General features: G+C 44.3%; 22 protein-coding genes. 12 read left to right on the forward strand and 10 right to left on the reverse strand.

Going from position 1 to position 25779, the window contains the following annotated elements; genetic code table 11:
• Window positions 1–53: 53 nt before the first annotated feature.
• Window positions 54–1157, forward strand: coding sequence for an endo-1,4-beta-xylanase (locus D0X99_RS05085; RefSeq protein ID WP_119476958.1), 1104 nt, complete (start codon window positions 54–56; stop codon window positions 1155–1157).
• A gap of 133 nt (window positions 1158–1290) precedes the next feature.
• Here D0X99_RS05085 and D0X99_RS05090 read toward each other — a convergent pair whose 3' ends face one another.
• From D0X99_RS05090 to sucD, 4 genes are all read right to left on the reverse strand, one after another.
• Window positions 1291–2151 carry an ROK family protein gene (locus tag D0X99_RS05090; RefSeq protein WP_119476568.1) on the reverse strand — a complete coding sequence of 287 codons (861 nt, stop codon included), beginning with the start codon at window positions 2149–2151 and terminating at the stop codon, window positions 1291–1293.
• A 101-nt stretch (window positions 2152–2252) separates the two neighbouring features.
• Window positions 2253–4580: a PIG-L family deacetylase gene (locus D0X99_RS05095; RefSeq protein WP_119476569.1), complete on the reverse strand. Its 2328-nt coding sequence runs from the start codon at window positions 4578–4580 to the stop codon at window positions 2253–2255.
• A gap of 243 nt (window positions 4581–4823) precedes the next feature.
• Entirely contained in the window at window positions 4824–6278 is a 1455-nt protein-coding gene (locus tag D0X99_RS05100) for a DUF294 nucleotidyltransferase-like domain-containing protein (RefSeq protein WP_119476570.1), read from the reverse strand.
• Window positions 6279–6399: 121 nt separating this feature from the next.
• Window positions 6400–7281, reverse strand: coding sequence for a succinate--CoA ligase subunit alpha (gene sucD, locus D0X99_RS05105; protein WP_119476571.1), 882 nt, complete (start codon window positions 7279–7281; stop codon window positions 6400–6402).
• Window positions 7282–7394: 113 nt separating this feature from the next.
• Here sucD and D0X99_RS05110 point away from each other — a divergent pair, with 113 nt between their 5' ends.
• Genes D0X99_RS05110 through D0X99_RS05130 form a run of 5 tightly spaced genes read left to right on the forward strand, consistent with a single transcriptional unit; the run spans window position 7395 to window position 14489 of the window.
• Window positions 7395–10853 (forward strand): ATP-binding protein, encoded by a 3459-nt coding sequence (locus tag D0X99_RS05110; RefSeq protein ID WP_119476572.1) that lies wholly within the window; start codon window positions 7395–7397, stop codon window positions 10851–10853.
• Between the two features lie 47 nt (window positions 10854–10900).
• Complete coding sequence (locus D0X99_RS05115; RefSeq protein ID WP_119476573.1) at window positions 10901–12076, forward strand: hybrid sensor histidine kinase/response regulator; 1176 nt, start codon at window positions 10901–10903, stop codon at window positions 12074–12076.
• A gap of 3 nt (window positions 12077–12079) precedes the next feature.
• Window positions 12080–12712 carry an ABC transporter ATP-binding protein gene (locus D0X99_RS05120; protein ID WP_119476574.1) on the forward strand — a complete coding sequence of 211 codons (633 nt, stop codon included), beginning with the start codon at window positions 12080–12082 and terminating at the stop codon, window positions 12710–12712.
• On the forward strand, window positions 12709–14025 hold the full coding sequence (locus D0X99_RS05125) for an ABC transporter permease (RefSeq protein ID WP_119476575.1): 1317 nt from the start codon (window positions 12709–12711) through the stop codon (window positions 14023–14025). The genes D0X99_RS05120 and D0X99_RS05125 overlap by 4 nt, the downstream gene beginning before the upstream one ends.
• 26 nt (window positions 14026–14051) lie before the next feature.
• A complete protein-coding gene (locus D0X99_RS05130) occupies window positions 14052–14489 on the forward strand; it encodes a hypothetical protein (RefSeq protein ID WP_119476576.1) in 438 nt (145 codons plus the stop codon).
• 30 nt (window positions 14490–14519) lie between these two features.
• Here the strand turns inward: D0X99_RS05130 and D0X99_RS05135 are convergent, their stop codons facing one another.
• The gene (locus D0X99_RS05135) at window positions 14520–15341 is read right to left on the reverse strand and encodes an aminotransferase class IV (RefSeq protein WP_119476577.1); all 822 of its coding nucleotides are present in this window, start codon (window positions 15339–15341) and stop codon (window positions 14520–14522) included.
• A 126-nt stretch (window positions 15342–15467) separates the two neighbouring features.
• Here D0X99_RS05135 and D0X99_RS05140 point away from each other — a divergent pair, with 126 nt between their 5' ends.
• Complete coding sequence (locus D0X99_RS05140) at window positions 15468–15893, forward strand: hypothetical protein (RefSeq protein ID WP_119476578.1); 426 nt, start codon at window positions 15468–15470, stop codon at window positions 15891–15893.
• Here the strand turns inward: D0X99_RS05140 and D0X99_RS05145 are convergent.
• The 3 genes from D0X99_RS05145 to D0X99_RS05155 are packed head-to-tail and all read right to left on the reverse strand — an operon-like array spanning window position 15887 to window position 17507.
• On the reverse strand, window positions 15887–16336 hold the full coding sequence (locus tag D0X99_RS05145; protein ID WP_119476579.1) for a c-type cytochrome: 450 nt from the start codon (window positions 16334–16336) through the stop codon (window positions 15887–15889). The genes D0X99_RS05140 and D0X99_RS05145 overlap by 7 nt on opposite strands.
• A complete protein-coding gene (locus D0X99_RS05150; RefSeq protein WP_119476580.1) occupies window positions 16333–16968 on the reverse strand; it encodes an SCO family protein in 636 nt (211 codons plus the stop codon). Before D0X99_RS05150 ends, D0X99_RS05145 begins: the two co-directional genes overlap by 4 nt.
• Window positions 16965–17507 (reverse strand): CopD family protein, encoded by a 543-nt coding sequence (locus tag D0X99_RS05155; protein WP_119476581.1) that lies wholly within the window; start codon window positions 17505–17507, stop codon window positions 16965–16967. The genes D0X99_RS05150 and D0X99_RS05155 overlap by 4 nt, the downstream gene beginning before the upstream one ends.
• A 54-nt stretch (window positions 17508–17561) precedes the next feature.
• Here D0X99_RS05155 and D0X99_RS05160 point away from each other — a divergent pair, with 54 nt between their 5' ends.
• The 3 genes from D0X99_RS05160 to D0X99_RS05170 are packed head-to-tail and all read left to right on the forward strand — an operon-like array spanning window position 17562 to window position 19704.
• A complete protein-coding gene (locus tag D0X99_RS05160) occupies window positions 17562–17966 on the forward strand; it encodes a hypothetical protein (protein WP_119476582.1) in 405 nt (134 codons plus the stop codon).
• Complete coding sequence (gene meaB / locus D0X99_RS05165) at window positions 17963–18952, forward strand: methylmalonyl Co-A mutase-associated GTPase MeaB (protein WP_119476583.1); 990 nt, start codon at window positions 17963–17965, stop codon at window positions 18950–18952. The genes D0X99_RS05160 and meaB overlap by 4 nt, the downstream gene beginning before the upstream one ends.
• 5 nt (window positions 18953–18957) lie before the next feature.
• Window positions 18958–19704: a DUF3298 and DUF4163 domain-containing protein gene (locus tag D0X99_RS05170; protein WP_158587675.1), complete on the forward strand. Its 747-nt coding sequence runs from the start codon at window positions 18958–18960 to the stop codon at window positions 19702–19704.
• Between the two features lie 54 nt (window positions 19705–19758).
• On the opposite strand, the gene dnaA is transcribed toward D0X99_RS05170, so the two are convergent.
• A complete protein-coding gene (gene dnaA, locus D0X99_RS05175) occupies window positions 19759–21177 on the reverse strand; it encodes a chromosomal replication initiator protein DnaA (RefSeq protein ID WP_119476585.1) in 1419 nt (472 codons plus the stop codon).
• A 372-nt stretch (window positions 21178–21549) separates the two neighbouring features.
• On the opposite strand from dnaA, the gene D0X99_RS05180 reads away from it, so the two are divergent.
• Window positions 21550–22944: a methylmalonyl-CoA mutase family protein gene (locus D0X99_RS05180; protein ID WP_119476586.1), complete on the forward strand. Its 1395-nt coding sequence runs from the start codon at window positions 21550–21552 to the stop codon at window positions 22942–22944.
• Window positions 22941–25061 carry a methylmalonyl-CoA mutase gene (gene scpA, locus D0X99_RS05185; RefSeq protein ID WP_119476587.1) on the forward strand — a complete coding sequence of 707 codons (2121 nt, stop codon included), beginning with the start codon at window positions 22941–22943 and terminating at the stop codon, window positions 25059–25061. The genes D0X99_RS05180 and scpA overlap by 4 nt, the downstream gene beginning before the upstream one ends.
• Before the next feature lie 45 nt (window positions 25062–25106).
• Here the strand turns inward: scpA and D0X99_RS05190 are convergent, their stop codons facing one another.
• On the reverse strand, window positions 25107–25754 hold the full coding sequence (locus tag D0X99_RS05190; RefSeq protein WP_119476588.1) for a fibrobacter succinogenes major paralogous domain-containing protein: 648 nt from the start codon (window positions 25752–25754) through the stop codon (window positions 25107–25109).
• Window positions 25755–25779 lie beyond the last annotated feature (25 nt).

Raw genomic sequence — 25779 nt, forward strand, 5'->3', positions numbered from 1 at the left:
TAATAGGGATAGCCAAGAATCTTTCAAAATTCCAATCCCTGAAATTACCCATTATGGCCAAGCGACTAATTGTAATTCTGGTGATCATTCTTTTTTCAGGCTTTATTCCCAGCGATGAAATAGGGCTGAAAACCTATTTTGAAGATGATTTTCGGGTAGGCACTGCGGTCAATCTCGCTCAGGTAAGCGGAAAAGAGCCTGGAGCAGATTCTCTTTTATCCCTTCATTATAATTCCATCACTTCGGAAAATGGACTAAAGTGGGCCTTAGTCCATCCTCATCCGGACCAATATGATTTTGCGTTTGGGGATGCATTTGTGGCCATGGGGGAAAAGTTGGGAGCATTTACCGTTGGACATACGCTGGTTTGGCATCAGCAAACGCCCACTTGGGTTTTCAAAAATGAATTGGGTCAACCCCTGGATCGTGAGGCCCTTTTGGCCCGAATGGAAGAGCATATCTCTACTGTAATGGGCCGATATCGTGGCAGGATTCAGGGTTGGGACGTGGTGAATGAGGTCTTTGAAGATGACGGTACTTGGAGAAAATCTCCTTGGTATATCCTCATTGGTCCTGATTTTGTCGAACGTGCCTTTCGAAAAGCCCAGGAAATGGATCCAAAAGCGGCTCTTTATTATAATGATTACAATGTCTGGAAGCCGGAAAAGCGTGCAGCAATTCTTGCTTTGGCTAAGGACTTACGTGCCAAAGGAATCCGGATCGATGGAATAGGGATGCAGGGTCATTACCGGCTTCAGGTCCCTTCTCTCGACCAAATCGAACAGGCGATTTTGGAGATTCATCAGGCTGGATTTGAAGTGCATATTACCGAGTTGGACGTGGATGTGCTTCCAAGGCCCAGTGACTCGGCAGGAGCGGATTTGAATGTAAATTATGCAGCCTCACCCGAGTGGAATCCCTACGTTTCGGGTATTCCAAAGGAGGTGGAAAAGCAGCTTGTCGAACGCTATGCGGGATTGATGAAGTTGTTTAAGAAGCATGGGGACAAAATCGAGCGGGTGACTTTTTGGGGCATGCATGACGGCCGCACTTGGCTGAACAATTGGCCCGTGCGGGGCAGGACCAATTATCCCTTACTTTTTGACCGGGAAAAGCGGATCAAGCCGGGCTTTTGGGAGGCCATGGAAGGAAAGTAGTGGTTTGTCTTTAGTTTATCGTACCCAGCCATTATCCTGGATTAAAAAATCAACTTCCAGGGGGTGACAAAGACAAAAAAAGCGGTTCCTGAGAAACCGCCCTTTTTGACTAAAAAACCAACTTTTAAGAAGATTATATCGTCACCATGTCCGGTTCTACATCCACCAATGCCACTGCACCATGAATTGCAGTTTCATCCATTTCTGAGATCAGTATTTTAGTGTTTGCCAATACGGTTTTATAGGCGAAGGTATCCAGTGTTTCAAAAAGAGATTTTTTGAACAGTGGGAAAGTTTTGCGGATCGAGCCACCCAACACAATAGCCTCAGGAGCGAGTGAATACATGATTACCTTGAGCAATTCTCCTAAGTGGTGCCCGAATTCCTCGAATGCCCGAATGGCAACTTCATCTCCAATCAGAGCCTGTTTTGCCAAGGCTTTAGGTTTGCTGTGGTAGAAGTTTTGGAAAAATTTTCCGGAGCAGTAGTATTCGTAATTGTTGTCCAGATAGGAAGCGCTACACCATTCTCCGGCTGCAGAGAAAAGACCTGAATAAAGTTGACCGTTAATTACAATTCCACCTCCGGTGCCAGTACCCAGCGTGATCCCTACCAGATTTTTATAGGGTTTTCCAACTCCGTATTTGTGGACTCCAATGGCAAAGCAATTGGCGTCATTGTTGACAAAAACTGGCTTTCCAAACCGTCCAGTGAGGAATTTTTTCAGCTCGACATGCTGGAATGAAGGGATGTTAGCGAGTCCCAAGACGATCCCCTCACGGGTATCCACGAGTCCAGGAATGCCAATTCCGATTCCAACAAAATCATAATGCGCGTAAGTTTCGATAAAAGAAGCAATTGTTTCCAGGATAAATTCCTGACTCTCCAAAGCAGGGGTTGGGATAGAGCGAATGTCTTCGAGATGTCCTTTGACAAGGACTCCGCCTTTGATTCCGGTACCTCCGATATCTAATCCTAAAATGGCTTTTTCCATTCGCGTAGGTTTATTGTAAGGTTAATCGATCGGTTAAAAACAGAAAGCCGTCAGGAATTTCCTGACCGCTTTCGGCAAGTGGATTGGTTCTTATTTTGGAATTAAAGCATCCCTTCGATGGATTTTTCAAGCTCTCGAGCCGTCGCCAAAAACTCTTCCACATTCATGTCCCGGAAGAAAATCAGGCCATGGCTGGCTCTGACTTTGGCCCGCTCGTGCAGGTAGAAGTAATTTTTACCCAACAAAAGCTGGATGTCATTCAGCTGGCCTACCCAAGTCCGCTTGGCGACAGTGCTGAACTTGCCGTTATGGGAGTAGCTTGGGAAGGAGGCGTTTACCTGGCTGAGGTAGCAATTGGCAAAAGAATCTTCCATCACGGACATGTCTCCCAATGATACCGGAACGATCACATTGGCTTCATGCGGCTCAAACTTGAACCATACATTTCGATAACCGATGATTCTCAACTTGCTGGTGTCATGCTCCTCACTCCACTGACGAACCGCTTCTGCAGTGGCCTGAAGTACCTTGTAATGGGTATCAGGGCCTGAGCCTTCCGGATCGAGGGTCAAACTTATCTTGGTTGGTTTGATTTTCCTGAACATTTCCACGATCGGTTCCACGTCACGTTTTTTGTCAGGCTGCTCCGTGAAAATATCTCCAGTGTAGAAGCCCAGTCTGAGGTGATGTACGTTTTTCACCTGTACTCCAAAGTGCGCCCATACCAGTTCTTCCTCAAACTCCCGGATCATTCCTTTCAGCTTCTGGATTTTAGCTGGGTTTTTCTCTCCGTCGTAGGAGTTTTTCAAAATGCTGATTACATCGTTGATCGTTTCACGGAGTTGGGTTTTATTCTTCACTCCATAGACAATCACCAAGGCTCTAACGACCCGATGGCAAAGTCCCCGTTTCCGGGCGTCTGGATTTTCGGAAGCCACATTGGTGAGGAAGTGGTAGACATCCTTGTCTGTTTTTAGACTATATCCCACTTCGAAGAAGTCTTCGAAATTGACCATTTGGATTTTGCCTTCGTCCAGCAGTTTTTTGGTGTGCTGAAGGGTATCAATCACAAACGTGTTGGTCACCGCGGTAAAACCTGAAGTCAATACTGAGAAGTGTGCTTCGTTGCTGGGCTCGTGAAGTTGGTTGGTGATATGTGGAAGGATACCCAGCGAAATATCATCATGGTGAGGTCCTGTATGAAGGACTACTTCATTTCGTTCCTGCTCGAGGCCTTTTGCAAGCTTTGCCTCGATGCTTTTCATGACCTGATTGACGGTGTCTTCTGAAAGCCCTGGAATCAGTTTGGTGTATTTATCGGCTTTTAGGTCTTCGATTTTGACACGGTGCCCGTATTTATTCAGTTTTTTACAAAGATCGATGACCGCTCTTTCTGTTTTTTCCCAAGTCCATTCGCCTTTTTGGTAGTATGCGTCCATGGAGTCGGTGAGCTTTACCGCTGCCCCTTTAGTCAGGTAGAATCGGCCGTTTTTCAGTTTTTGAAGGACAGTTGCTGGGTAAACGTTGTTCATTTTGGTCTCCAGGGAGTCCTTCACGATACCCGCTTTTGCTTCACCTGCTGCAATGATGATTCCGACAGCCTCAGGATTATATACGATGGTGTCCAACCCGATCGTAATTACCAGCCGGTTGGCAGAAACTTCAATTCCCCCTAAGTCACCTGCTGCTACAGCTTGGGTTTCAAAGTTGGTTTCAGTCAATCGGGTCACTGAGAAAATGTGTGAGCCTCGGGTGTTGAAGGCAATGTGACCATCCGGTCCGATTCCTCCCAGGAAGAATCCGATGCCGCCTTTGTCGCGGATTTTCTGCTCATATTCTCCGCACCATTGATCGATCATGTAGATAGATTGCTGCTGGAGTTTTTCAAGATCGTTGATTGGATCACGGAAGCGGAGCGAGAGATCCACTTTCAGGTCAGGAAAAACCTGGCTGAAATGGAACCCATTCGCCAAAGGAATCTCATCCGAATTGATCAGAATTGCTTTTTCTTTGGAAAGTCCGAAGCCATTGATGTAGAATTTGTTGACGTAATCGTAAAAGCTGTTGTGCTGCTTGGCAGAAATCGGGTAGAATTCGTCGATTTGTACGAACGTCAAGTCTTTCAATACAGGCTTTTTGGTATTTCCAAGACCGTATTTTTCACGGATTTCTTTGCCTTTTTTGCTGTCCCAGTTTTCCAGCAAGTATTGGGTCCATTTGATAAAAAATTCCGGTGTTTTACCGGTTGGCAAACTGATTACTCCCTCTGGATTCGCTGCTGCCCACTCTAAAAAGCGGCAGGCAGTTAGTAAACCCATTTTTGGGAAATTGTCCACAGTGAGGTAAGGGATCAGGGTCGAGATTTTTTCTACTCCGGATTCAGCAAGAAATGCTTTTTCTACTTCGGAGAGGGGATACTTACTGAGCATACTGATGAGACAGGTTAGGGTGTGTAAGATTTATTTTTTGTTCAATTTTGATTTCCAAATATTATGAAGCATTAAATAGGATTCAGTCCAAATAAAAAATTATTCAATTCCAATTTACCAAATTATTATTGGTTTTAGATATGAAGCTATTCAATTTCTTTGCTCAGACAAAATTAAAAACTTTCGGTAAATAAAAAACAACTTTTATAAAAAATTTAAAAAAGTATTTCATTAACACCGAATTTATAGACTTCGGGTAAAGGATAATTTGATTCTTGACTGGAATTCTTCGATAACTTTAAATATCTCAATTAGCGTAACCTGCTGCACCTTGGTAAGGTCTTTAATTTTTAGGTAATTTTTTGGTTTGAGCTTTCGATCCAAGATAGAAAGCGATTGATTTTCGAGCCTCAATCCCATCAGGTAATCAAATGCATGAACCAATTCCTGGCATTCCTTTGCCGTAAAAACTCCGATTTCTCTCAAAGCTTCAAGCCGTGAACTGGTGTTGGTTTCGAAAATTTTATGTTTTAATGCATAAACCCGAGCCAAGTCCACTATGGGCCGCATGGTCTTCTTGAGGTTCAACTGTTTTTCACCGTCGATTTCTTCAGTTTTAATCTTTCGGAAAAAAGTCAGGGGAGGTTCGTATTGCAAGGCGTTGTGTCCGAGGTTGATGAAAAAACGCTCAGAGGCTTTTTCAAGTAAAATACCCATGTAATCCTTGAGTTCCTCCAATAGGCTGACTTCTCCAAAAATCGCCCTACAGTCAAAGAAAGTCGCATAATTCATAGCGGTTTCCTGGGAGGCATCTGAAATCCAACTATCATAGTTTCTCTTCCAGTGTGAAAGAGAATGGGTCCACTTGGGGTTCATGGCCATGAGCTCTCCTTCACAAAAAACAATCCCTATTTGGTCTAAAGCCGTGGAAACTCGGGTTGCAAAATCAAGAAAGTACGCCCTGACTTCTTCCCGATGTTCATTGGCTTTGTCCTCATAGATGATGGCATTGTCCTGATCCGTTTTTAAGGTCAGTTCTCCCCGTCCTTCGCTTCCCATCACAAAGAAGACAAATTTGGCAGGGGCCGGACCTATTTCCTTCATCACACGCTCTATGACCCGTTGTGTAATCGTGTCGGCTATGGTGGTGATGATTTGGTTAACGATCCCGGCTTTCATCCCACGACTGATCAGCAAATGGATGATCTCAGGCATTCGCCTCCATTTTTCCTGGAGCTCGGGAATTTGTCGGGCCTCCTTGACCGATTGGATAAACATAAACGGTCCTTGGCTTTGTTCAGTGAGTACTTTGGTTCGGCTGATCCAGCCCAGGTATTCCTCCTGATTTTTCACCAGAAGGTATCTGGCCTTGGTCTGAAACATTAAGACTAGAGCCTCTACCAAGGTTGCTTCCGGGGAAATGGAAACCATGTCGAACTCCATGATTTGAGAGACAGGAATGTCCAAAGGAAGTCTTACTGCCAAAAGTCGATCCCGTAGGGTGATGTCGGTTATATATCCTGCAATTTCCTGTGCTGAGTTACCGATAAAAATACAACTGACTTGTTCTTTGGCCATCAGTGCAGCGCATTCATGAACTGGAGTATGATGACCAACCAATCTTAGCCGGCGGATTTGGAGGTCTTTTACTTTTTTGGAGTAAAACTGGTCAGAAACAAAAGTGCCGGGAGTGTGCATAAATTGAAATTACAAAAAGTGAGGGGGTTTCCTGATTAGCCAATAAAAAACCGCTCTGAATTTTCATCCGGAGCGGTTTGGAAAGGTTTAGTATTCTTGACTTTCTCTCAATAGGAAGGAATTAGGCATGAACACCCAGAGCTTTTGCCATGGTAACTCCGATTTCAGCAGGAGAATCTACCACATGGATTCCGTTTTCTCTCATGATGCGCATTTTGGCGGCAGCAGTATCATCAGCACCTCCGATGATCGCGCCGGCATGGCCCATTCTACGTCCTGCAGGGGCAGTCTGTCCAGCGATGAATCCAACGACAGGTTTTCTGTTGCCCGTTTCTCTGATCCAGCGGGCAGCTTCAGCCTCATAGTTACCACCGATCTCACCGATCATGACGATTGCGTCAGTTTCAGGATCGTTCATCAGCATTTCCACCGCTTGCTTGGTTGAAGTTCCGATGATAGGGTCACCGCCGATACCGATGGCAGTAGATACGCCCATTCCGGCTTTTGCAACCTGATCCGCTGCTTCATAGGTAAGAGTTCCTGACTTGGAGACAATACCGATTCTACCGGACCTAAATACGAAGCCAGGCATGATGCCTACTTTTGCTTCGCCTGGAGTGATTACACCCGGGCAATTTGGGCCAATCAAAACGCATCCTCTCTCTTTGATGTAAGGCTTAGCTTTCATCATGTCCGCCACTGGAATGCCTTCAGTAATCGTGATGATCACTTTGATTCCTGCGTCGGCAGCTTCCATAATGGCATCCGCAGCAAATGCAGGTGGTACGAAGATGATAGAAACATCTGCACCAGTCTTCTGAACGGCTTCTTCTACGGAATTAAAAACAGGTTTTTCCAAATGAGTCGTTCCACCTTTTCCAGGAGTTACGCCACCTACTACGTTGGTGCCGTATTCGATCATTTGCTGTGCGTGAAAAGAGCCCTCAGACCCGGTGAATCCTTGAACGATCACCTTGGAATTTTTATTGACTAGTACACTCATGCTTCGATTTTTAAAGTTTGGCACAAAAATAAAAGAAACCACCCGCTCACAAAAGAAAAGGTGAACATTCTCCCGGGAATTTGGTGAGTGGAATCTTTTCCTATTTTCGTCCCATGCTGAGGCGATACTTTCAGGCGGTAATTTTGATTTTCGGGCTTTTGGGGTCTGAAAGTTTGCTTTTTGCCCAAAGTTTCAAATTCAATCCCCAACCTAAGGGAATCAAGCTTCCAGTTCAGAATATCCTGGAGATTGAGCAGGATACCTTGGGAAGAATGTGGTTTTCGACTTCAAGGGGGGTAGTGTATTCAGACGGAATCCAAACCTATGAATTGCCGGATACGCTTGTCAGGCGATTCAATTACCGAATTTCATTTTTAAAAGATGAGGATGGGGTGATGTGGTTGTACAATGCCAATGGAAATCCCACTGTTTTTAAGGTATTGAGAAATGGCTGGGAAGAGGTTACTTTTCCCGAAGAAGCCAAAAATCACTTTTCCGGGCGAATCAATCTTTTCGCAGTAGGTAAGTCTCCTGAAAAAATCTTTTTCATGGATACCGGAGCCGAGCTGTATTCTTGGAAAGAAGGGGAAACAGAGAAAAAACTGATTTCCAGGAAGAATCTTCAGACTGGCCACTTGGTTTCCGTCCTTCAATTTGGAAATCAGATCCTGCTCAACTTCAAACTCAAGGCATTTAAGTTAGAAAAGGGAGAATTGAGGCCTTATGCTTTTCGGGGAATTCCATTGCCCTCACCACCGTTACTGGTGAAAAAATCCCCAAACTCAGGGGACTATTATTTTTTAGGAAATAATTACTTAGCCAAAGGCCCTCAGGCAGAGTTTCCCACTGAAATTGTCAGTCAGGGTTTTTCTACGACAGCGTATGTGGAAGCTGACTATTTTTCACTCGTCTTTTCCGGAGAAAATGTCTTTTATCACTTCAATTCGCACTTAATGAAGTATAATCCTTCCCGAAATGGGACGGTTTTGATAAACTTGACCGACTTTTTCAACACCATTTACCTTCAGACCACTTTTATTGACCGGGAAGGTATTCTTTGGGTAGGAAGCAGTCGAGGATTAGCCAACAACAACAGTCAGATATTTCAAAATTACGGGCTGGAAGTCACGGAATTTTTGGGAGAGGAGCTAACTGCTATTGCTGATTTGGGGGATGGATCTTTCCTTTTTGGCTTCAACAACGGGATTCAGAAGTTCAGCCAGACGGGCATCAAGACTATCTACCGTGATCCCAATGCCAAAGGACTGCCCAATCAACGTATCATCAATTTTTCAATGGATGATCAAGGTGGAGTCTGGTTTTCAGCCAATTGGGCTGGGATCGGATTTTTTAATCCTAAGAATGAAAAAGTATCCCTTACCCCAGCTCCCAAGGATGTCAATGTCTCATCCGTCCAGGTAGTAGGAGATAGTCTTTTGGTCACTTCTTCAAAAAAGATTTTCATTGCTCCACTGAATTCAAAAGGAGCGCAGTTTTTTTCAAAAGATCTTACTTCTGAGGTTGAATCTCACCTTCAGGGTATCCCTGCCTTCTTTCGAAAAGCGGGAAAATTGAAAAACGGCAAAATCGTAGTTTTGAGGGCAAGCCGTCTGGAGAATCAATATCCCATCGTGGAAACTCCCCGATACCTGCTTGCCGAAGGCTATGATTTTTTAGAACTCCCAGATGGAAGTGTGTTATTCGGAACAGAATACGGGTTGAAGATCTATCGGGAGGGATACCAAGGATTCTACATCTACGGGGGTAGATCTATTTCCAATGCAGTTTTTGCCTTATTGAGAGATAAGGAAAATAATATCTGGGCTGGTACGGACGACGGAGTTTTTGTACTTGGAAAAGAGAAGGTTCGTCACTTCAACGAAACCAACGGCTTGGTGGGGGATGAGATCAACCGCGGAGCTTTGGTTCAGGTTACTTCAGGAAGAATCATGATCGGCACCCAAAAGGGACTTTCGATTTACTTTGCTGAGGAAGACTTCTACGCTGATGGGACTCCCAAGGTGTTTTTGAGTTCAGTGAAATTGGGTGATGAGGAAATCCTCGGTGTTGAAAATCCCAAAATCAACTATTCCAAAAACTCGATGGAAGTAGAGTTTTTAGCCACAGGATTCAATGAATCCAAAAGCCTTTGGATTCATTATCGGATCAAGGAGTCTGAGGATACAGAATGGGTTGTGGTGAAAAACCCAGGTTCCAACCAATTATTTTTCAGTAACCTACCTGCAGGGGAATATCAGTTTGAGATGAAAGCTTCCTATGATGGGGAGAATTTTTCGGATACAGTCACCTCCCCCCAGTTTGAGGTGATGTCCCCTTTTTACCTGCAGCCTTGGTTTCTGATTTTTGCAGTCCTGTTTCTGGTGGGCTTGGGGATTTTGATAAATGTGTTTTTCAGACAGCTTCAGAATTTGGGAATCCTTCAATCCGCTGTTGCAAAAGAAAACAAAGGAAAGGTGGTGGCGGAACAGCAGTTCAAAAATGTCTGGATTAGCTCCCAAGACGGGATGTTGCTGACCTTGGAGGGAGAAAAAATCCTAACAGTGAATCCTGCATTTGCCCAAATGATGAACACTACGGTCGAGGCATTGGAAAATCAGCCACTGTCGGTACTCTTCCAGGAGGAAGACTTTCAGGAGTTTTATCTGGACGTACTTTTGAAAAGAGTCAGAAAAACCCCGGGACAGGGTGTTTCTATCGAGACTCCTATCAACTGGAAAACCGGAATGTTGGAAATGGAGGTCTTTTCTGTAATGGTAGACCAGGATTTTGAAAATAAGGGCTTGGTTCTTTCTGTTTTCAAGGATATTTCAGCCCAAAAATCAGTAGAAAACAAACTTAAGGAAGCAAAGGAGAAAGCTGAACAAGCCAACAGGTTTAAAACCAGTTTACTTTCCAATATCAGCCATGAGATCAGAACCCCATTAAATGGAATTATCGGCGGAGCGGAACACATTATGATGAATCGGCGGGAAGATGAGGAGTTGGTTTCCCAGTTGGATATCATTCTGCAAAGTGGGGAGAGGCTCCTGAGCACCATTACTTCTTTGCTGGATTTGGCAAAAATCGAGGCGAATAAGATGCCGGTGGTTTATTCGGATACAGATGTGAAAGACTATTTGGAAACGGTAATTCGACCCTTGAGTGCTTCGGCAAAAAGAAAAGGCTTGGATCTTAGCTTCGATTTCCTCAGTCCCAGATTTAGGGCGAAAATTGACCAACGCTTTTTGGAAATGATCCTGAACAATCTGGTTAGCAATGCGATCAAATACACCGAACAAGGAGAAGTGAAAATTACAGCTGCCCGGGAGGGTGATCTTTTATTGCTGGAAGTAACGGATACCGGAGTAGGCATGTCTTTAGATTTTCAAAATAAGATGTTTGTTCCGTTTGAGCAGGAAAGTAAAGGGAATGATCGGTTGTTTGAAGGAACAGGACTGGGACTTAGTATCACCCGAAATTTGGTGCAACTCATGGGTGGAAAAATCCAGGTTTGGAGTGCTAAAAACTCAGGTACCAGAGTCTTGGTAGAAATCCCATTGCCTAAAGCTTAATTTTTGTATTTTCAACACCAGAACACCACCCATACCTTATCCGGCACATGTTTACTTTGAAAATCCTCATCGTAGAGGACGATTCTGTTTCCGCACTTTTACTTCAGCGGGCTTTGGAAAAAAATGCTCACCAAATCATCGGAATCGCAGATACCGGCGAAAAGGCACTCGACATTCTGGAGGAAAATCTGGCAGATATCGTCATGATGGACATCAATTTGGCCGGTGAACTGGATGGGATAAAAACCACCGAAATCATCAATGAAAAGTATGATATCCCAGTGGTATACCTCAGTGCAAGTTCGGATGCAGAGACCTTGAATAAAGTAGTAGGAACTAATCCAAGCGCCTATGTCATCAAGCCTTTCAATATCCGTGAACTGAACATGGTGATTGAGTTGGCTATTTTCAAAGACCGGAAAGAAAAGGAACTCCAAAAACTGAACAACGAGCTTGAGGAAAAAGTAAAGCAGCGTACGGCTGAGCTTTACGAAGCAAACAAGGAGTTGATAAAAGCACTGGAAAAAGAACGCGAAATCAATGAGTTGAAGTCCAGAATCGTGCTCAATGTCTCCCACGGATTCAAAACTCCCCTCACTTCCATCCTCAGTTCTGCCCAACTTCTCCAGCTCTACGCCGAAAAGGACCATCCGTTCAAACAAAAAATTGCAAAGCATTCTTCCAAAATAGAGCATTCCGTTCGGGCTTTGAATAATCTGCTGACGAGCGTATTGTTTTTTGGAAAAGCAGATGAAAATAAATTGGAGTTCAAGCCGAAAAAGATTTTCACAGCTGCATTCGTCAAAGAACTTCTGGATACCGTAAAGGCTGGGATTGATAATGAAGTCACCATCAAGTCCGAAATAGGAGAATTGCCTAAGACCATTACCTCAGATCCTGAATTAATTTATCAGGTTCTTGAAAATCTGCTTTCCAATGCAGTGAAATATTCCAAAGAAGGTAAACAGGTTGATTTTAGCCTTAAAATTGAAGACAATCAACTAAAAGCAGTGATTGTTGACAAGGGGATTGGAATCCCGAAAGCAGAGCAGAACAAACTTTTTGACCGGTTTTTCCGTGCTGGAAATGTTGGAATCATAGAAGGCTCAGGCCTCGGTCTTTCCATTGTTAAAAAATGCCTCGAAGTTCTCCACGGTGAAATTACCTTTGAAAGTGAAGCTGGTAAAGGGACCACCTTCCATGTTACAATTCCTGTGAAATAACTTATGCTTCTGGAAGCGAATTCATTAAAATATGCCCACTCCGGTCAGAAGGTTATGACTTTTCCGGATGTGAAGTTGGACGCCGGTGAGGCTTTGCTGATTTTGGGAAAGTCAGGAAGTGGTAAGACTACCCTGCTCAATATTTTGGCAGGGCTATTGGCTCCGATCCAGGGAGAAGTAATTCTTGACGGGGTGAAACTTACCTCACTACAAGGCCAAAAGCTGGATATGTTCCGAGGTAAAAACATCGGAATCGTCTTTCAAAAGCCCCACTTAGTTGCGGCACTTCCTGTCCGACAAAATCTCGAACTGGTCCATTTTTTCAGCAAAAAGAAAGGTCAGGATATCGATCAGCTCCTCACCGAATTAGGGATTCATCATAAAGCGAAGTCTTCGGTACTAACCTTGAGTGAAGGAGAAGCGCAGCGTGTTTCTATTGCTAGGGCTTTGGCCAACAGTCCAAAACTGATATTGGCTGATGAACCTACTTCCAGCCTCGATGATGAAAACACCGAAAATGTCATCCAATTACTGAAAGTACAGGCCGCTAAAATCGGTGCTGCATTAGTCATCGTCACCCATGATCATCGGGTTAAAAATCAAGTTTCCAACTATATCGAAGTCAAAAGCGCATGAATCTTTTTAAGATCGGCTGGAAATATTTGACTTTCCGGCCACTTTCCACAGGACTGAATGTCTTCTTGTTGGCTTTGGGTCTGGCAATCATCACGGTTTTGCTATTGATTCAGGATCAGTTTGAGAAGAAAATGAATCAGGATGCTGCCGGAATAGATTTGGTAGTAGGTGCAAAAGGAAGTCCATTGCAACTGATCCTTTCCTCGGTTTATCACATCGATTTTCCAACTGGAAACATCAAAATGGAAGAGGCCCAACGTCTCTCCAAAAACAGATTGGTGAAAAAAGTTATTCCATTGGCCTTGGGAGATAATTTCCAAGGCTATCGGATCGTAGGGACCAATCACGATTATCTGGAGCTTTATGGAGTAAGTTTTACTTCAGGTAACCCATGGGCTGTTCCATTTGAAGTGGTGATCGGATCTGAAGTCGCCGCAAAGTCCGGTCTGAAACTCGGCGATGAGTTTACTTCCAGCCACGGAATCAGCGTGGGAAGTCACGATCACGACTTGCATAATTTTGTGGTCTCCGGGATACTTTCCCCACGTGGAAATGTGGTGGACCGATTGATCCTGACCAGCATTGAGTCCGTTTGGTACACCCATGATGAAGGGGAATCAGCACCGGAAGAAACCTCGATAGATTCACTGGCAAGTAAGGAGCCAACAATAGATCACCAAGCTGATACCACTGCACTGGGAGAAACTGATCATGAAGCTAAATTCCACTTGCCAGTTGCCAAGACCGGTTTTCCCATTTCTGATCAGGAGCGAGAAGTCACCACGGTACTTTTGCAATTCAGAAATCCCATGGCTGCTATTCAGTTGCCCAGAATGATCAATTCAGGAACCTCCATGCAGGCGGCCTCACCCTCTTTTGAAATGTCCCGACTGTTCGAATTATTGGGAGTGGGGATTAGTTTGCTTCAGGGATTGGCGATAGTTCTGATTTTGGTGGCAGGATTAGGGATTTTCATCGCGCTATACAATTCGCTGAAAGAACGGAAATATGATCTGGCCATTCTGAGAGCAATTGGAGCATCCAGGATGCAGCTTTTAACTTTGATTTTTTTGGAAGGATTGATGCTGACTTTTGTTGGAGCCGTACTTGGAATTGGGCTGGGGCATTCTTTCCTGTGGCTGTTGGTAGGTGTCAGTGAGCAAAACATAGTCTCCTCCATCCAGCCATGGATATTTCTAAAACAAGAACTTTGGATTGTAGCTTATGCGTTAGGAGTGGGAGTGGTGGCCTCCATCATTCCGGCTTGGTCTGCTTATCAAACAAGTATTGCAAAGCAGCTGACAAAGGCTTAATTAGCGACCCTAATCGAAAATTGACTATGAAGAAGTGGAGTATATTACTGGTAGCGGGTTTGATAGTTGGTTTTTTCGGACTTGAAGCAAAAGCTCAAGGGACATGGAAAACACTAACAGAAGTATCCTATAAAATCAGTGAAGATCAGTTTGGGGAGTTGTATGTTCCTGTATTCTCCGAAAATATCAAAAAGTTGGAAGGTAAAGTGGTGGAGGCTGAGGGGTATATCATTCCTTTTGAGGGAATGTTTAAGCCTAATCACATTATTCTTTCCAGCCTGCCATTGGCTGAGTGCTTTTTCTGCGGTTCGGGTGGACCTGAGACCGTCATGGAAGTGATGCTTACCAATCCCATTAAATACACCTCCAAGCGTGTAAAAGTCCGCGGTAAATTGACTTTGAACGCAAAAGATCCAGAGAAGCTGATGTATATCCTTAAAGAAGGACAACTGATCATTGAATAAAAAAAAGCTCCCAAGGGAGCTTTTTTTGGCTTAAGCCACAGTCTCTTTTTCCAATTCCCTGAATTTTTCGAGAATTCCCATCGTCACTGTTCCGGGTTTTCCATTACCTATTTTTCGCTCATCCAATTGGGTCACTGGAAGAAGGACTTTTGTCGTGCTGCTGATAAATGCCTCGTCAGCCTCCCATACTTCTTCAAGCGAAATTGGTCGGATCACCACTTGTCCTGCTACTTGGAGAATGTGTTTTCTGGTTATACCCAATAGAATATGCTGGTCTGGCGTATGGAGTACTCCGTCCTTTACCATAAAAAAGTTACTTCTTGAACTTTCACTTACCCAACCGTTCCAATGATAAAGAACGTCTTCCGCACCCAGTCTTTTCCAATTGACACTGTGCCAAACCGGCAAGGTGTAATTGGTAGTTTTAATGTCTGCAATCGGCCTTACATATTCCAAAGTGAGTAATTTGATTCCTTGCTGGTATTTTTCCTCAGATGGAAATACTAAGGGTTCGGCGAAAATGAACAGCTTGCCTTCTGATGGTGAAAAGTGATTTTCTGAGACCCCACCACTCAAAACCATTCGCAGACCCCCATTTTCCAGGTCATTTTTTTCAATAAGTTCAACAATGATGTCTCTAAGTTGCTGGCGAGTGTAAGGAAGTGGAAGATAGGTCCTCTCCGCCGAAGTGATAAAGCGGTCCAGGTAATGTTCGAGAAAAAGAGGCTGATAATTAACGGTACGGAAAAAGTCGAAAATTCCATATCCACGGATCAATCCCAAATCCATCGGATGAATGGTAGCTGATTCAGTTGGGATGATTTTTCCGTCAGCAAAGCAAAATGGTTTCATGTCGAGAGCAATTAGGATTCAAAATTAACAATCTAAAAGCATAATTTTGTTGCGATCGATTTTTGATTTAAAACTTTAATTTAAGCAAGAAAAAATTGTACCTTTGGCTAGCAAAATTTAGAATAAATGAAATTAGCTCGTATTAGTTTAATTTTTGGTTTGTTGTTGATTTTTCAGTCCTGTGGCTCTGGACAGGTGGAGGAGAATACGAAAAAGAGAGCTGAAATAATTGCTGTCCACGATGAGGTGATGCCTAAAATGGGGCAATTAAAATCACTGGAAAAAAGTGCGCTTCAAAAAGTAGAAGAACTTTCCGCGATGGATTCTGTGGATTCTGTTCAGATTGAGGCATTAAAAAACCTGGCACTAGACCTTGACAAAGCCTATGAAGGAATGTTTGTCTGGATGCGGCAGTATGAAACTGAGGACGGTGATCAGACTCCTGAAGAGATCAAAGCCTACCTCGATGAGCAGTTGATCCTGGTGATGGAAGTAAATAAAAACATGAAAACTGCACTTTCAAAAGCCGATTCCCTGCTGAAAATTCAGTAATTCTCTGGTCTGGTTTTGAGGTAGTCTTCGACTTCCGAAGCAGTGATCACGCCTTCTTTCAAATCCCAAATGTTGTACAGATAGGTAGTGATCTGCGAGATATCCAAAGGTTTAAGATTCGGATTTGCGGGCATTTCCTGATTGTATTTTTCACCGTTTACGGTGATTTCACCTACTTGGCCATGCCGGATGATCCAAACCGTCCGGTGAACACTTTCTTTAAAATAGTCAGAATCCCGAAGTGGCGGGATGAGTTTACCCAAGCCTTTCCCGTCTGGCTGGTGACAGTTGCCACAATAGTTTTCGTAAAGAATTTTTCCTGAAACCGCATATTTCATCACTTCCGGATCAGTGATTTGAGCAAGGGTATTTTCTTCGTTGCTGGGTTTGGGTGCGCAGGAAAAAGCTAAAATCAAACCCGAAAAAATCACCTGTTTCCTCATGGTTTAAGGATTTTCGGGATATCTGAAATCAAGCGGTCTACTTGGTCCGATTTGGTTCCGTCATACACACCCCGAATTCTGCCCTCCTGATCGATCAAAAGAAATGCTCCGCTATGCAAAAATCCACCGGGCTCAGCCTGATCAGACATGGCCGTGGTCAGGTAGCTGGTTTGCCCCATTTCAAAGATTTTCTCCTGGTCACCAGTGAGAAAATTCCAAGTAGAAGCGTCTTCAATGCCCAGTTTTTCAGCATAATCCTTTAATACTTCCTGGGTATCATGGGTTGGGTCAATGGAATGGCTCAGGATTTTGAAATTTGGATTGGACTGATATTTTTCAAAAACCCGTAGCATTTCCTTTTTCATCACCGGACAGATCGTTGGGCAAGTCGTGAAAAAGAAATCTGCGACATACACTTTTCCCATCATGTCTGCCTGTGTGACAGTATCTCCCAGTTGGTTGATAAAGGCGAAATCCGCGATTTTGTGATACACGGTATCTTGGTTGTCATCCACATATCGCTCACCCAATATGGGCAACTCTGTAGGTGCTGCAACGTTATCACTTGCTGGTTTGCAGGCGACTGCCATCACCAGTAAAAGTGAACCGAATAGTATGGAAGAGATTTTCATTGTTCTTTTTTGATTCTGTATTTTTTGTAAAGCTGGATTCCGAGCATCAGCAAAATAGCCAATCCGATCAATGCCAACACTCCCCAAACCATGCTCAGGGTGTTTTTCAGTACGATCAGGAACACTATAGCAAAAAGCAAAATTGTGGAAGCTTCGTTCCAAATCCTGAGTTGAGTTGAGGTCCAGCGGGCTTTTCCTGCCTGCAATTCTTTGAACAGGACGTGACAAAAACCGTGGTAGACATACAGCAAAAACACAAACCCTAACTTGGCGTGCATAAATCCCTGTTCCATATAACCCCACCGATAAGTTAACACCCAAGTGCCGAATAGCAGGGTTAATAGTGCTGAAGGCCAGGTGATGATGTACCAAAGACGGCTGGACATCAGATCCAGCTGAGGTTTGAGGATACTGCGTTCAGGCGCGGGTTTTTGTAAAGCTTCGGTTTGGTAGATAAAAAGCCGGACAATGTAAAAAAGTCCTGCAAACCAGGTGACTACGAAAATGATGTGGAGCGACTTGATGTACTCGAAACCCATTGTCAGAATTTTGGGCTAAATTAAGGTCTAAACCCTGTAAACCCGCTAAAGTTTTTGAAAAGGAACAAACTCATTTTCTATTTGATCGGAGCTGTGGTCCTGATCGTGATTTATCAGATACTAAGTTCCAGTCTTTCCCAGCCTGGGTTGGAGCAATTCGAAGGCAAATACGAAGAACTTGGCTTTTATCGGAATGAAAACAACACCGGTCCGGTGGTACGGATCTATGCGATTCGAGCCATAGACCCCAATTCGGATTGGATGAGGAATTTTGCCGAATCCCAGCCGCATACCAAATACGGGAGGACTTTGGTGTTTTTCTTTTCCCCCGACCTGAAAGAAAAAGTCGACTTATCTCCTCAAGAACCCTATTTCCCGGAGAAATATCAATCGTATTTGGTAGCCAAATTCGAAAAAACTCCGATGGGAGAAGGCCGGTTTTCAAACACCATCCCATGAAAAAGCGACTTGATCTGAAAGCCTACCAGCAGGGGATCCTTTCGGGAAACCGTGCGATTCTAAGTCAGGCGATTACCTTGGTGGAAAGCACCTTGGAATCAGACCAGGAATTGGCTTCTGATTTGGTTCAGTCATTAATTTCCAAAACTGGCCAATCGATCCGGATAGGAATTACCGGTGTCCCAGGTGTTGGAAAAAGTACCTTCATAGAGGCTTTTGGCAAGATGCTCTTAGATCGCGGAAAAAAAGTGGCAGTTCTAGCCATCGATCCCAGTAGCCAACTTACTCGGGGAAGTATCCTTGGGGATAAGACCCGAATGGAAAATCTAGCTTCAGACAAGCGGGCTTTTATCCGGCCAAGTCCATCCGGTACTACATTGGGCGGCGTAAGTGGGAAAACCCGGGAAGCCATGTTGCTGTGCGAAGCAGCAGGTTTTGATGTGATTTTGGTGGAGACAGTGGGAGTAGGTCAAAGTGAAACCGCTGTGAAAAACATGGTGGATTTTTTTCTTTTGCTTATGCTTGCCGGTGCCGGAGATGAGCTTCAGGGAATCAAAAAAGGCATTATGGAAATGGCCGATGCCTTGGTCATTCACAAGGCTGACGGAAGTAATCTGGAATTGGCCCAAAAGGCCAAATCGAGCTACCAAAATGCACTGCATCTCGGGCAGGAGTCGGAGAAAAGCTGGAATCCAAAAGTCCTTTTGGCCTCCTCTACCACAGGCCTGGGATTGGAATATGTCTGGGAACTGATCCGGGAATATGAAGAAAAAATGAAAGGAAACGGATTTTGGGAGACTAACAGGGCACAACAACGGCTCAGCTGGTTGGATGATCAAATCCATGAATTATTGGGACAGGCTTTTTTTAAAAATTCCCAAGTGAGTGAACTACTGACCAAAGAAAAACCACAAGTTCGTTCAGGTGAACTCAACCCAGGCACATTGGCCAAAACTTTGATCCAACTGTTCCTTTCTAAAAATTGATGGCTATGAGATTTTTTTACGGGTTGCTGATTTTGGTTTGGATTTCCTGCGGAAGCAAAAAAGAGGAAATCCCGGAAATTCCTGAGCTCACCTTCAAGTTGGATTCCCTTCAGGAAAAAACCTGTATTGGTGAAAGTTGTGCCACACTTAGACTCACCTGGCCTGTGGCCGAAGGTGGGGAACAGGCAAGAAAAATGAATCAACTTATTCGGGAAAAACTCGAGTCTTTGGTTCAGACTGGTGAAGAAGTTTTGCCACTCGATTCGGCTAAAAAGAATTACTTCAGAAACTTTAAATCATTTAAAAGTGAGTTTCCAGATTCCCATGGGGGATGGGAGATTGAGGTGGAAGGAGATGTCACCTATCAGTCCGACAGCACCTTGAGTATACGATTTAACTGGATGAGTTTTTTGGGCGGTGCGCATCCCAATCATGGTAAGTCTTTCATGAATTTTGATCCTCAGACGGGAGACTATCTTAATACAGATCGCTTGATTTTGGATGAAGAAAAACTTCGTGAGCAGGTGGAAAAGAAATTCCGTGAATTTCACCAAGTGGCGGAAGGAGTAAGTATTGCCGATGATGGTCGGTTTTTCCTTCCAGAAACTGGGTTTTTCTTGGCAAATGCCATGGGATTTCAGGATGGAAAATTTTGGGTGGTTTATGTTCCTTACGAAATCGGTCCTTATGCCATGGGCTATACCGAATTGGAATTCTCCCCTGAAGATTTAAAAGGAATTGTAAGGTGGTAGAAAAAAAGGATTAGAGAATCGAGCTTTGAAATTTGAGATTAAGCCGATTCCAAATCAATAAGACCTCATCTTAAATTTCTTCTTCAGCTCATTGACTGCATTTCGGAAGCTGGAATCAGTCTCAATCATGTCGTTTACAGTTTGTACGGCATGAATTACAGTACTGTGGTCCCTTCCACCAAAGTGATACCCAATCGACTTGAGCGAGTGATTGGTGAATTCTTTTGAAAAATACATTGCCATTTGTCTGGCTATTACAATTTCTTTTTTGCGGGTTTTAGCCTTCAGTTCGTCTGCATGAATACCGTAATACTCAGAAACCGACTTTTGGATAAAGTCAATCCCAACTTCAGTTTCAATGTCTTTGATGAAGTTTTTAATGACTGTTTTTGCCAATTCCAGACTGATCTCAACGCGGTTTAAGGAAGCATGGGCGATCAGGGAAATCAGAATGCCTTCGAGTTCACGGACGTTGGTATCCACGGTATAGGCTAAATACTCTACTACATCGTCGGGAATAAAAATTCCCTCAGACTGCATTTTTCTTCGGATGATGGCAACCCTAGTCTCAAAATCCGGCATCTGCAAATCAGCAGTCAGTCCCCATTTGAATCGGGAAAGCAACCGCTCCTCCAATCCTTTCAGATCTCGGGGAGGACAGTCTGACGTCATGATGATCTGCTTTTTATTCTGATGCAGGTGATTGAAAATGTGGAAAAACATTTCCTGGGTCCGGTCTTTTCCGGCCAAAAACTGGATGTCGTCGATAATCAGCACATCAACCTGCATGTAAAAGTTGGTGAAGCTCTTCACGTTGCCATCCTTGATGGAATCCATGAACTGATTCACAAACTTTTCCGATGAGACGTAAAGTACGAATTTATCTTCGGGGCCGTTTTTGATTTCGTTTCCGATGGCTTGCACCAAGTGGGTCTTTCCCAAACCAACTCCTCCATACACCATCAAGGGGTTGAAAGAGGTAATTCCAGGTTTGGTGGCTACTGCAAATCCTGCCGAACGTGCCAATCGGTTACAGTCTCCTTCAATGTAGGTGCTGAAGGTATAGTTTGGATTCAGATTGCTTTGGGTAAGCATATCTGCATCCAGTGATTGCATTTCAAAAGGGGTTCTCACATCTGCCTGAGCCGACACTGGTTTTTTTCCAGCAGCATTTCCCTGCGGATAAGAAACTACGTAAGGTTGATTGGAAGAATTGCCTTTGTCTACTACTACCGCATATTCCAAGCGACCGTTTGGCCCAAGTGTACTTTTGATGGCCAATTTCAACACGTGAACATAGTTATCTTCCAGCCATTCGTAAAAGAACTGGCTTGGTACCTGAATGGTCAGGCTCGAGCCTTCCAGTTTGACCGGATTGATTGGCTTAAACCAAGTTGAAAAGCTCTGCTCGTTTACGTGTTGTTCAATAACACGCAGACACTCATTCCATACGGCGCTAGCTTCCAAACTCATTTAGAAAAATTTTGCTGAAAATTCTGTAATCCCCGGGCGATAGCAAGGGCGTCAAATTTGTGGAAAATTAACTTAAATAAAAAATCAAAATCGGCTTGAAAAAGTCAAATTTTGGTCAATTTATGAAAGTGACAGGAGGAAATTTTGAGTAGGATTCCGATATCCGATTTTTAAAGGATAAGCAGCTGTTTTATTGAAATTTTCTCCTGACTTATGACTGAAATTCTTCTCATTATTGATGTGGTCTGATTTTCAAAGGATTAGTTTTTCTTAGTGTTCGATGGATTTTAGGGTGACTTGTCAACTTACAAATACCTTGGCTTTCCTTATTTTTGGATTGATTCCTAATTGGAATCCGAACTAAACCCATTTATGACCCGAGACCTTTTCAGTGAATTTTCACCTTCCTCCAAGCAGGCCTGGCTGGACCAGGTAGCCAGGGAATTGAAGGGGAAAGATTTATCAAGTACACTTCAATCCAAGCTTTGGGATAGAATTGAACTGGAGGCATTCTATACGTCGGAAGACATTGACTCCAAACAGCTGGAAAACCAGTTGAAATTTCACCGCGATTCTGAAATTCCTGGAATGCCGCCCAGAATTTGGTCAAATCTGATCACTGTTTTTCCTGATGACACAAATGATTTTGTGATAAATGCACTTTCCAACGGTGCCGAGGGATTGGTACTTCACATTTATGGAATGGAGGATTTGGAAGAGCTTTTGAAAGGTGTTTTGCCTCAGTACATTTCGATCTTGGTGAAACCTTTGGGGAACCCTGTCATGGCTCTAAAGTCCTTTTTTGAGTGGGTAGATTCTACCGGAACTTCTCCGGATTTGATTACAGGAGGATTGCTTTGGACTCCTTCCGATTTAGTTTTTGATCATAATGAAAGCTATGGAATTGCCTTGGATACATTAAAGGAGCTCTTCGAAATGGCGGAGCCATATCCCAATTTCAAGGCTTTTTCAATCAACACGTCGCGGTATTCCGAATCAGGCGGCAATCCTTTGGATGCGGTAGTTTTTGGGCTGGGCGAGTTGATTGAGATCATAGATGGCATCGGATTGGAACCCGCACAGATTTTTCACAAAATAATGATTGAAGCCTCAGTAGGAGATGCTCATTTCGGGGAAATCGCCAGATTGAAGTCATTGCGGATTTTGGTTTCCGAACTTGCGGGCTTGTATGGGTTGGAGGTGCAGACCGAGGATTTGGTTCTGTTAAGCTCAACTTCCTCCTGGTCCAAATCTATTTTGGATGCACATACCAACCTGATCCGACAAACCTATGAGGCCATGGCCTCGGTGCTGGGAGGAGCAAACCTGATTTGGGTAAAGCCGATTCAGGAAGATTCTGCCTCGAGTAGAGACCGAAGAATTGCAAGGAACGTCTCGTCCATTTTAAAAGAAGAAGCCTATTTAGATAAGGTTAAAGATCCTGCAGCAGGCTCTTATTTTTTAGGGAAATTGATCGAAAAAACTACTGAAACATTTAAATCCGGACTTCAGCAATTGGAATCCCAAGGTGGCTGGCAAGTCGCTTTGGAATCCGGTGAAATCCATCGGCAGGTAAGGGTACACCGGCAAACAATCCAAAACGATGTAGCCGATTCCCGTATTTCCAAGATCGGGGTCAATAAGTATCCCGCTTCCGAAAAACTAAAATACAATCTAGAATTTGAGGTGTTTGAGGAAAAATCCTTCGAACTTAAACCAAGCCGGGCTGTCTACCTTTTCGAACTTCATACCCTGAATCAGCCATGAGACCTAATCTAAATCAATGGAAGTCTGGGTTGAGAAAAAACGAAAGCCCCAAATCCCCTCAAGTCTGGGAATCTCCGGAGCAAATAGCAGTACCGGATTCGTTTGATCCGAAAGCCATTTTGGAACTTGATCAGCTTCGGTTTTCTGCGGGTATTCCTCCCTTCCTAAGAGGTCCTTATGCCTCCATGTATGTGCAGCGTCCCTGGACGATCCGCCAATATGCGGGATTCTCCACGGCGGAAGAGTCGAATTCGTTTTACCGAAAAAATCTTGCATCCGGGCAGAAGGGGCTTTCCGTTGCTTTTGACTTGGCTACTCACCGTGGATATGATTCGGATCACCCACGAGTCCAGGGTGATGTGGGTAAAGCCGGTGTAGCCATCGATACGGTGGAGGACATGAAAATCCTTTTTGATCAGATTCCACTGGAGGAAATGTCTGTATCCATGACCATGAATGGGGCAGTGATTCCGATTTTGGCTTTTTACATCGTCGCGGCTGAGGAGCAGGGAGTAAAACCTGAGCAGCTCAATGGGACGATTCAAAACGATATTTTGAAGGAATTCATGGTGCGGAATACCTACATCTATCCGCCCCAACCGAGCATGCGGATCATCGGGGATATTTTTGAATTTACCTCGAAGCACATGCCGAAGTTCAACTCCATTTCCATCTCCGGCTACCACATGCAGGAGGCAGGAGCGACTGCGGATTTGGAATTGGCTTATACGCTGGCCGATGGACTGGAATACCTCCGAACTGGCATAAAGGCCGGGCTTGATATTGATGACTTTGCGCCGAGATTGTCTTTCTTCTGGGCGATCGGTATGAACTATTTCATGGAAATCGCCAAGATGCGGGCAGGTCGATTGCTTTGGTCCAAAATCGTAAAGCAGTTTAATCCAAAAGACTCCAAATCTCTGGCCCTTCGAACACACTGTCAGACCTCCGGTTGGTCCCTGACTGAGCAAGATCCATTTAATAACGTGACCCGAACGGCCGTTGAAGCCCTAGGCGCAGCGATGGGACATACACAGTCTTTGCATACCAATTCTCTGGATGAGGCGATCGCTTTGCCGACTGATTTCTCTGCCAGAATAGCCCGCAATACCCAATTGGTCCTCCAGGAGGAAACTGAAATCACGAAAGTGGTGGACCCTTGGGGAGGTTCTTACTACGTCGAATACCTGACCGATCAGCTGGCGCAAAGAGCCTGGACCTTGATCCAGGAAGTGGAGGAAATGGGCGGAATGGCCAAAGCCATTGAGGCTGGCTTGCCAAAACTGCGAATCGAGGAGGCTGCCGCCAAAAAGCAAGCAAGAATCGATAGTGGAAAGGACATCATCGTCGGGGTCAACCGATATCAAGTGGATGAAGCCTCTCAGATCGAGGTTAGAGATGTAGATAATCAGGCCGTAAAGGAAGCTCAGATCGCCAGACTCAATCAGGTAAAAGCCTCCCGAAATCAAGTGGAAGTGGACTCCTGCCTGGAAAAAATCACGCATGCAGCCCAAACCGGTTCAGGCAATTTACTCGCTCTGGCTGTGGAGGCAGCACGAAAAAGAGCTACTTTAGGAGAAATCTCCGATGCGATGGAAAAGGCATTTGGACGCCATAAAGCCCAAACCAAATCCATCTCAGGAGTCTATTCAGCAGAAGTGAAAAATCAGGAATCGTTTAAAAAAGCACAAGAACTATCGGATCGGTTTGCCCAAATGGAAGGACGTAGGCCTCGCATTCTCGTGGCAAAAATGGGTCAGGATGGTCATGATCGCGGAGCAAAAGTCATTGCTACGGGTTTTGCGGATTTGGGCTTTGACGTGGATATCGGGCCACTTTTTCAGACTCCACAGGAAGTAGCCGAACAGGCGATCGAAAACGATGTGCACATCGTTGGAGCTTCCTCCTTAGCCGCTGGACACAAGACCTTGATCCCTCAACTGATTCAGGCTTTGAAGGAGTTGGGCCGTCCCGATATTATGGTGGTGGCAGGGGGAGTGATTCCTCAAAAGGATTACGAGTTCCTGTTTGATGCGGGAGTTGCAGCCGTCTTTGGCCCTGGGACGGTATTATCTGAGGCGGCTAGTCTGATTTTAGAAAAGCTTATGAATGAATAAAGCAAAGAGCCTTTCCAGATCGGAAAGGCTCTTTGCTTTAGGGAGTTACTCAATTTTGATCAGCCTCAGCGAAAGGCCATTGCCTTTTTTGCTTTGCGCAGCTTCGAAGGCATATTTATTTTCGCTTAGATTTCTGTTGAGGACAAAGTCGCCATCTTCAGTTGAGCTCCAGAAATAAGCCGCAAATCCTAGCATGTCAAAAAATCCTTCTTCATCCATCATACCAATAGCATAGCCTGTAAAACCACTTTCGTCGGTCCCATTTTCATTTTCCAACACCCAGCCGTCCGAACTCTTGAGTTTGGCAGTGGCAGCTTCAGGCCCGCCCAAAGCCTCAGCCAGTTGATTCCAATCTTCATCAGTAGGTACTCTCCATCCCTCTGGTGCAATTCCTCTTGGATCACTTACCGCATAATAATTGTAAAGTTTTCCGAAAAATTTCCCGTTTTCAGAATCAAACTCCACATCCACATAGGCTGGGATTTCACCAATTGTCGCCAAAAACCAATCATCTTCCGACTCAGCTACAGGAATATCCTCTCCGTTTCTGAATTTGGTGACATTCAGGTTTTCTGCCATCCAAGTTTGGTTACCGATTTTCACGGTTTTGTAAGTACGGCCTTCGTGGTCGGTGACTTGGCTTTGTGCCAGAAAAGGAAGAAGTAAGAAGGCAAGGAAAAGGGCTTTGCACATAGCAAGTGGGTTTTTATTCAAAAGT

The sequence above is a fragment of the Algoriphagus lacus genome, from assembly GCF_003583985.1.
GTDB classification, from domain to species: domain Bacteria; phylum Bacteroidota; class Bacteroidia; order Cytophagales; family Cyclobacteriaceae; genus Algoriphagus; species Algoriphagus lacus.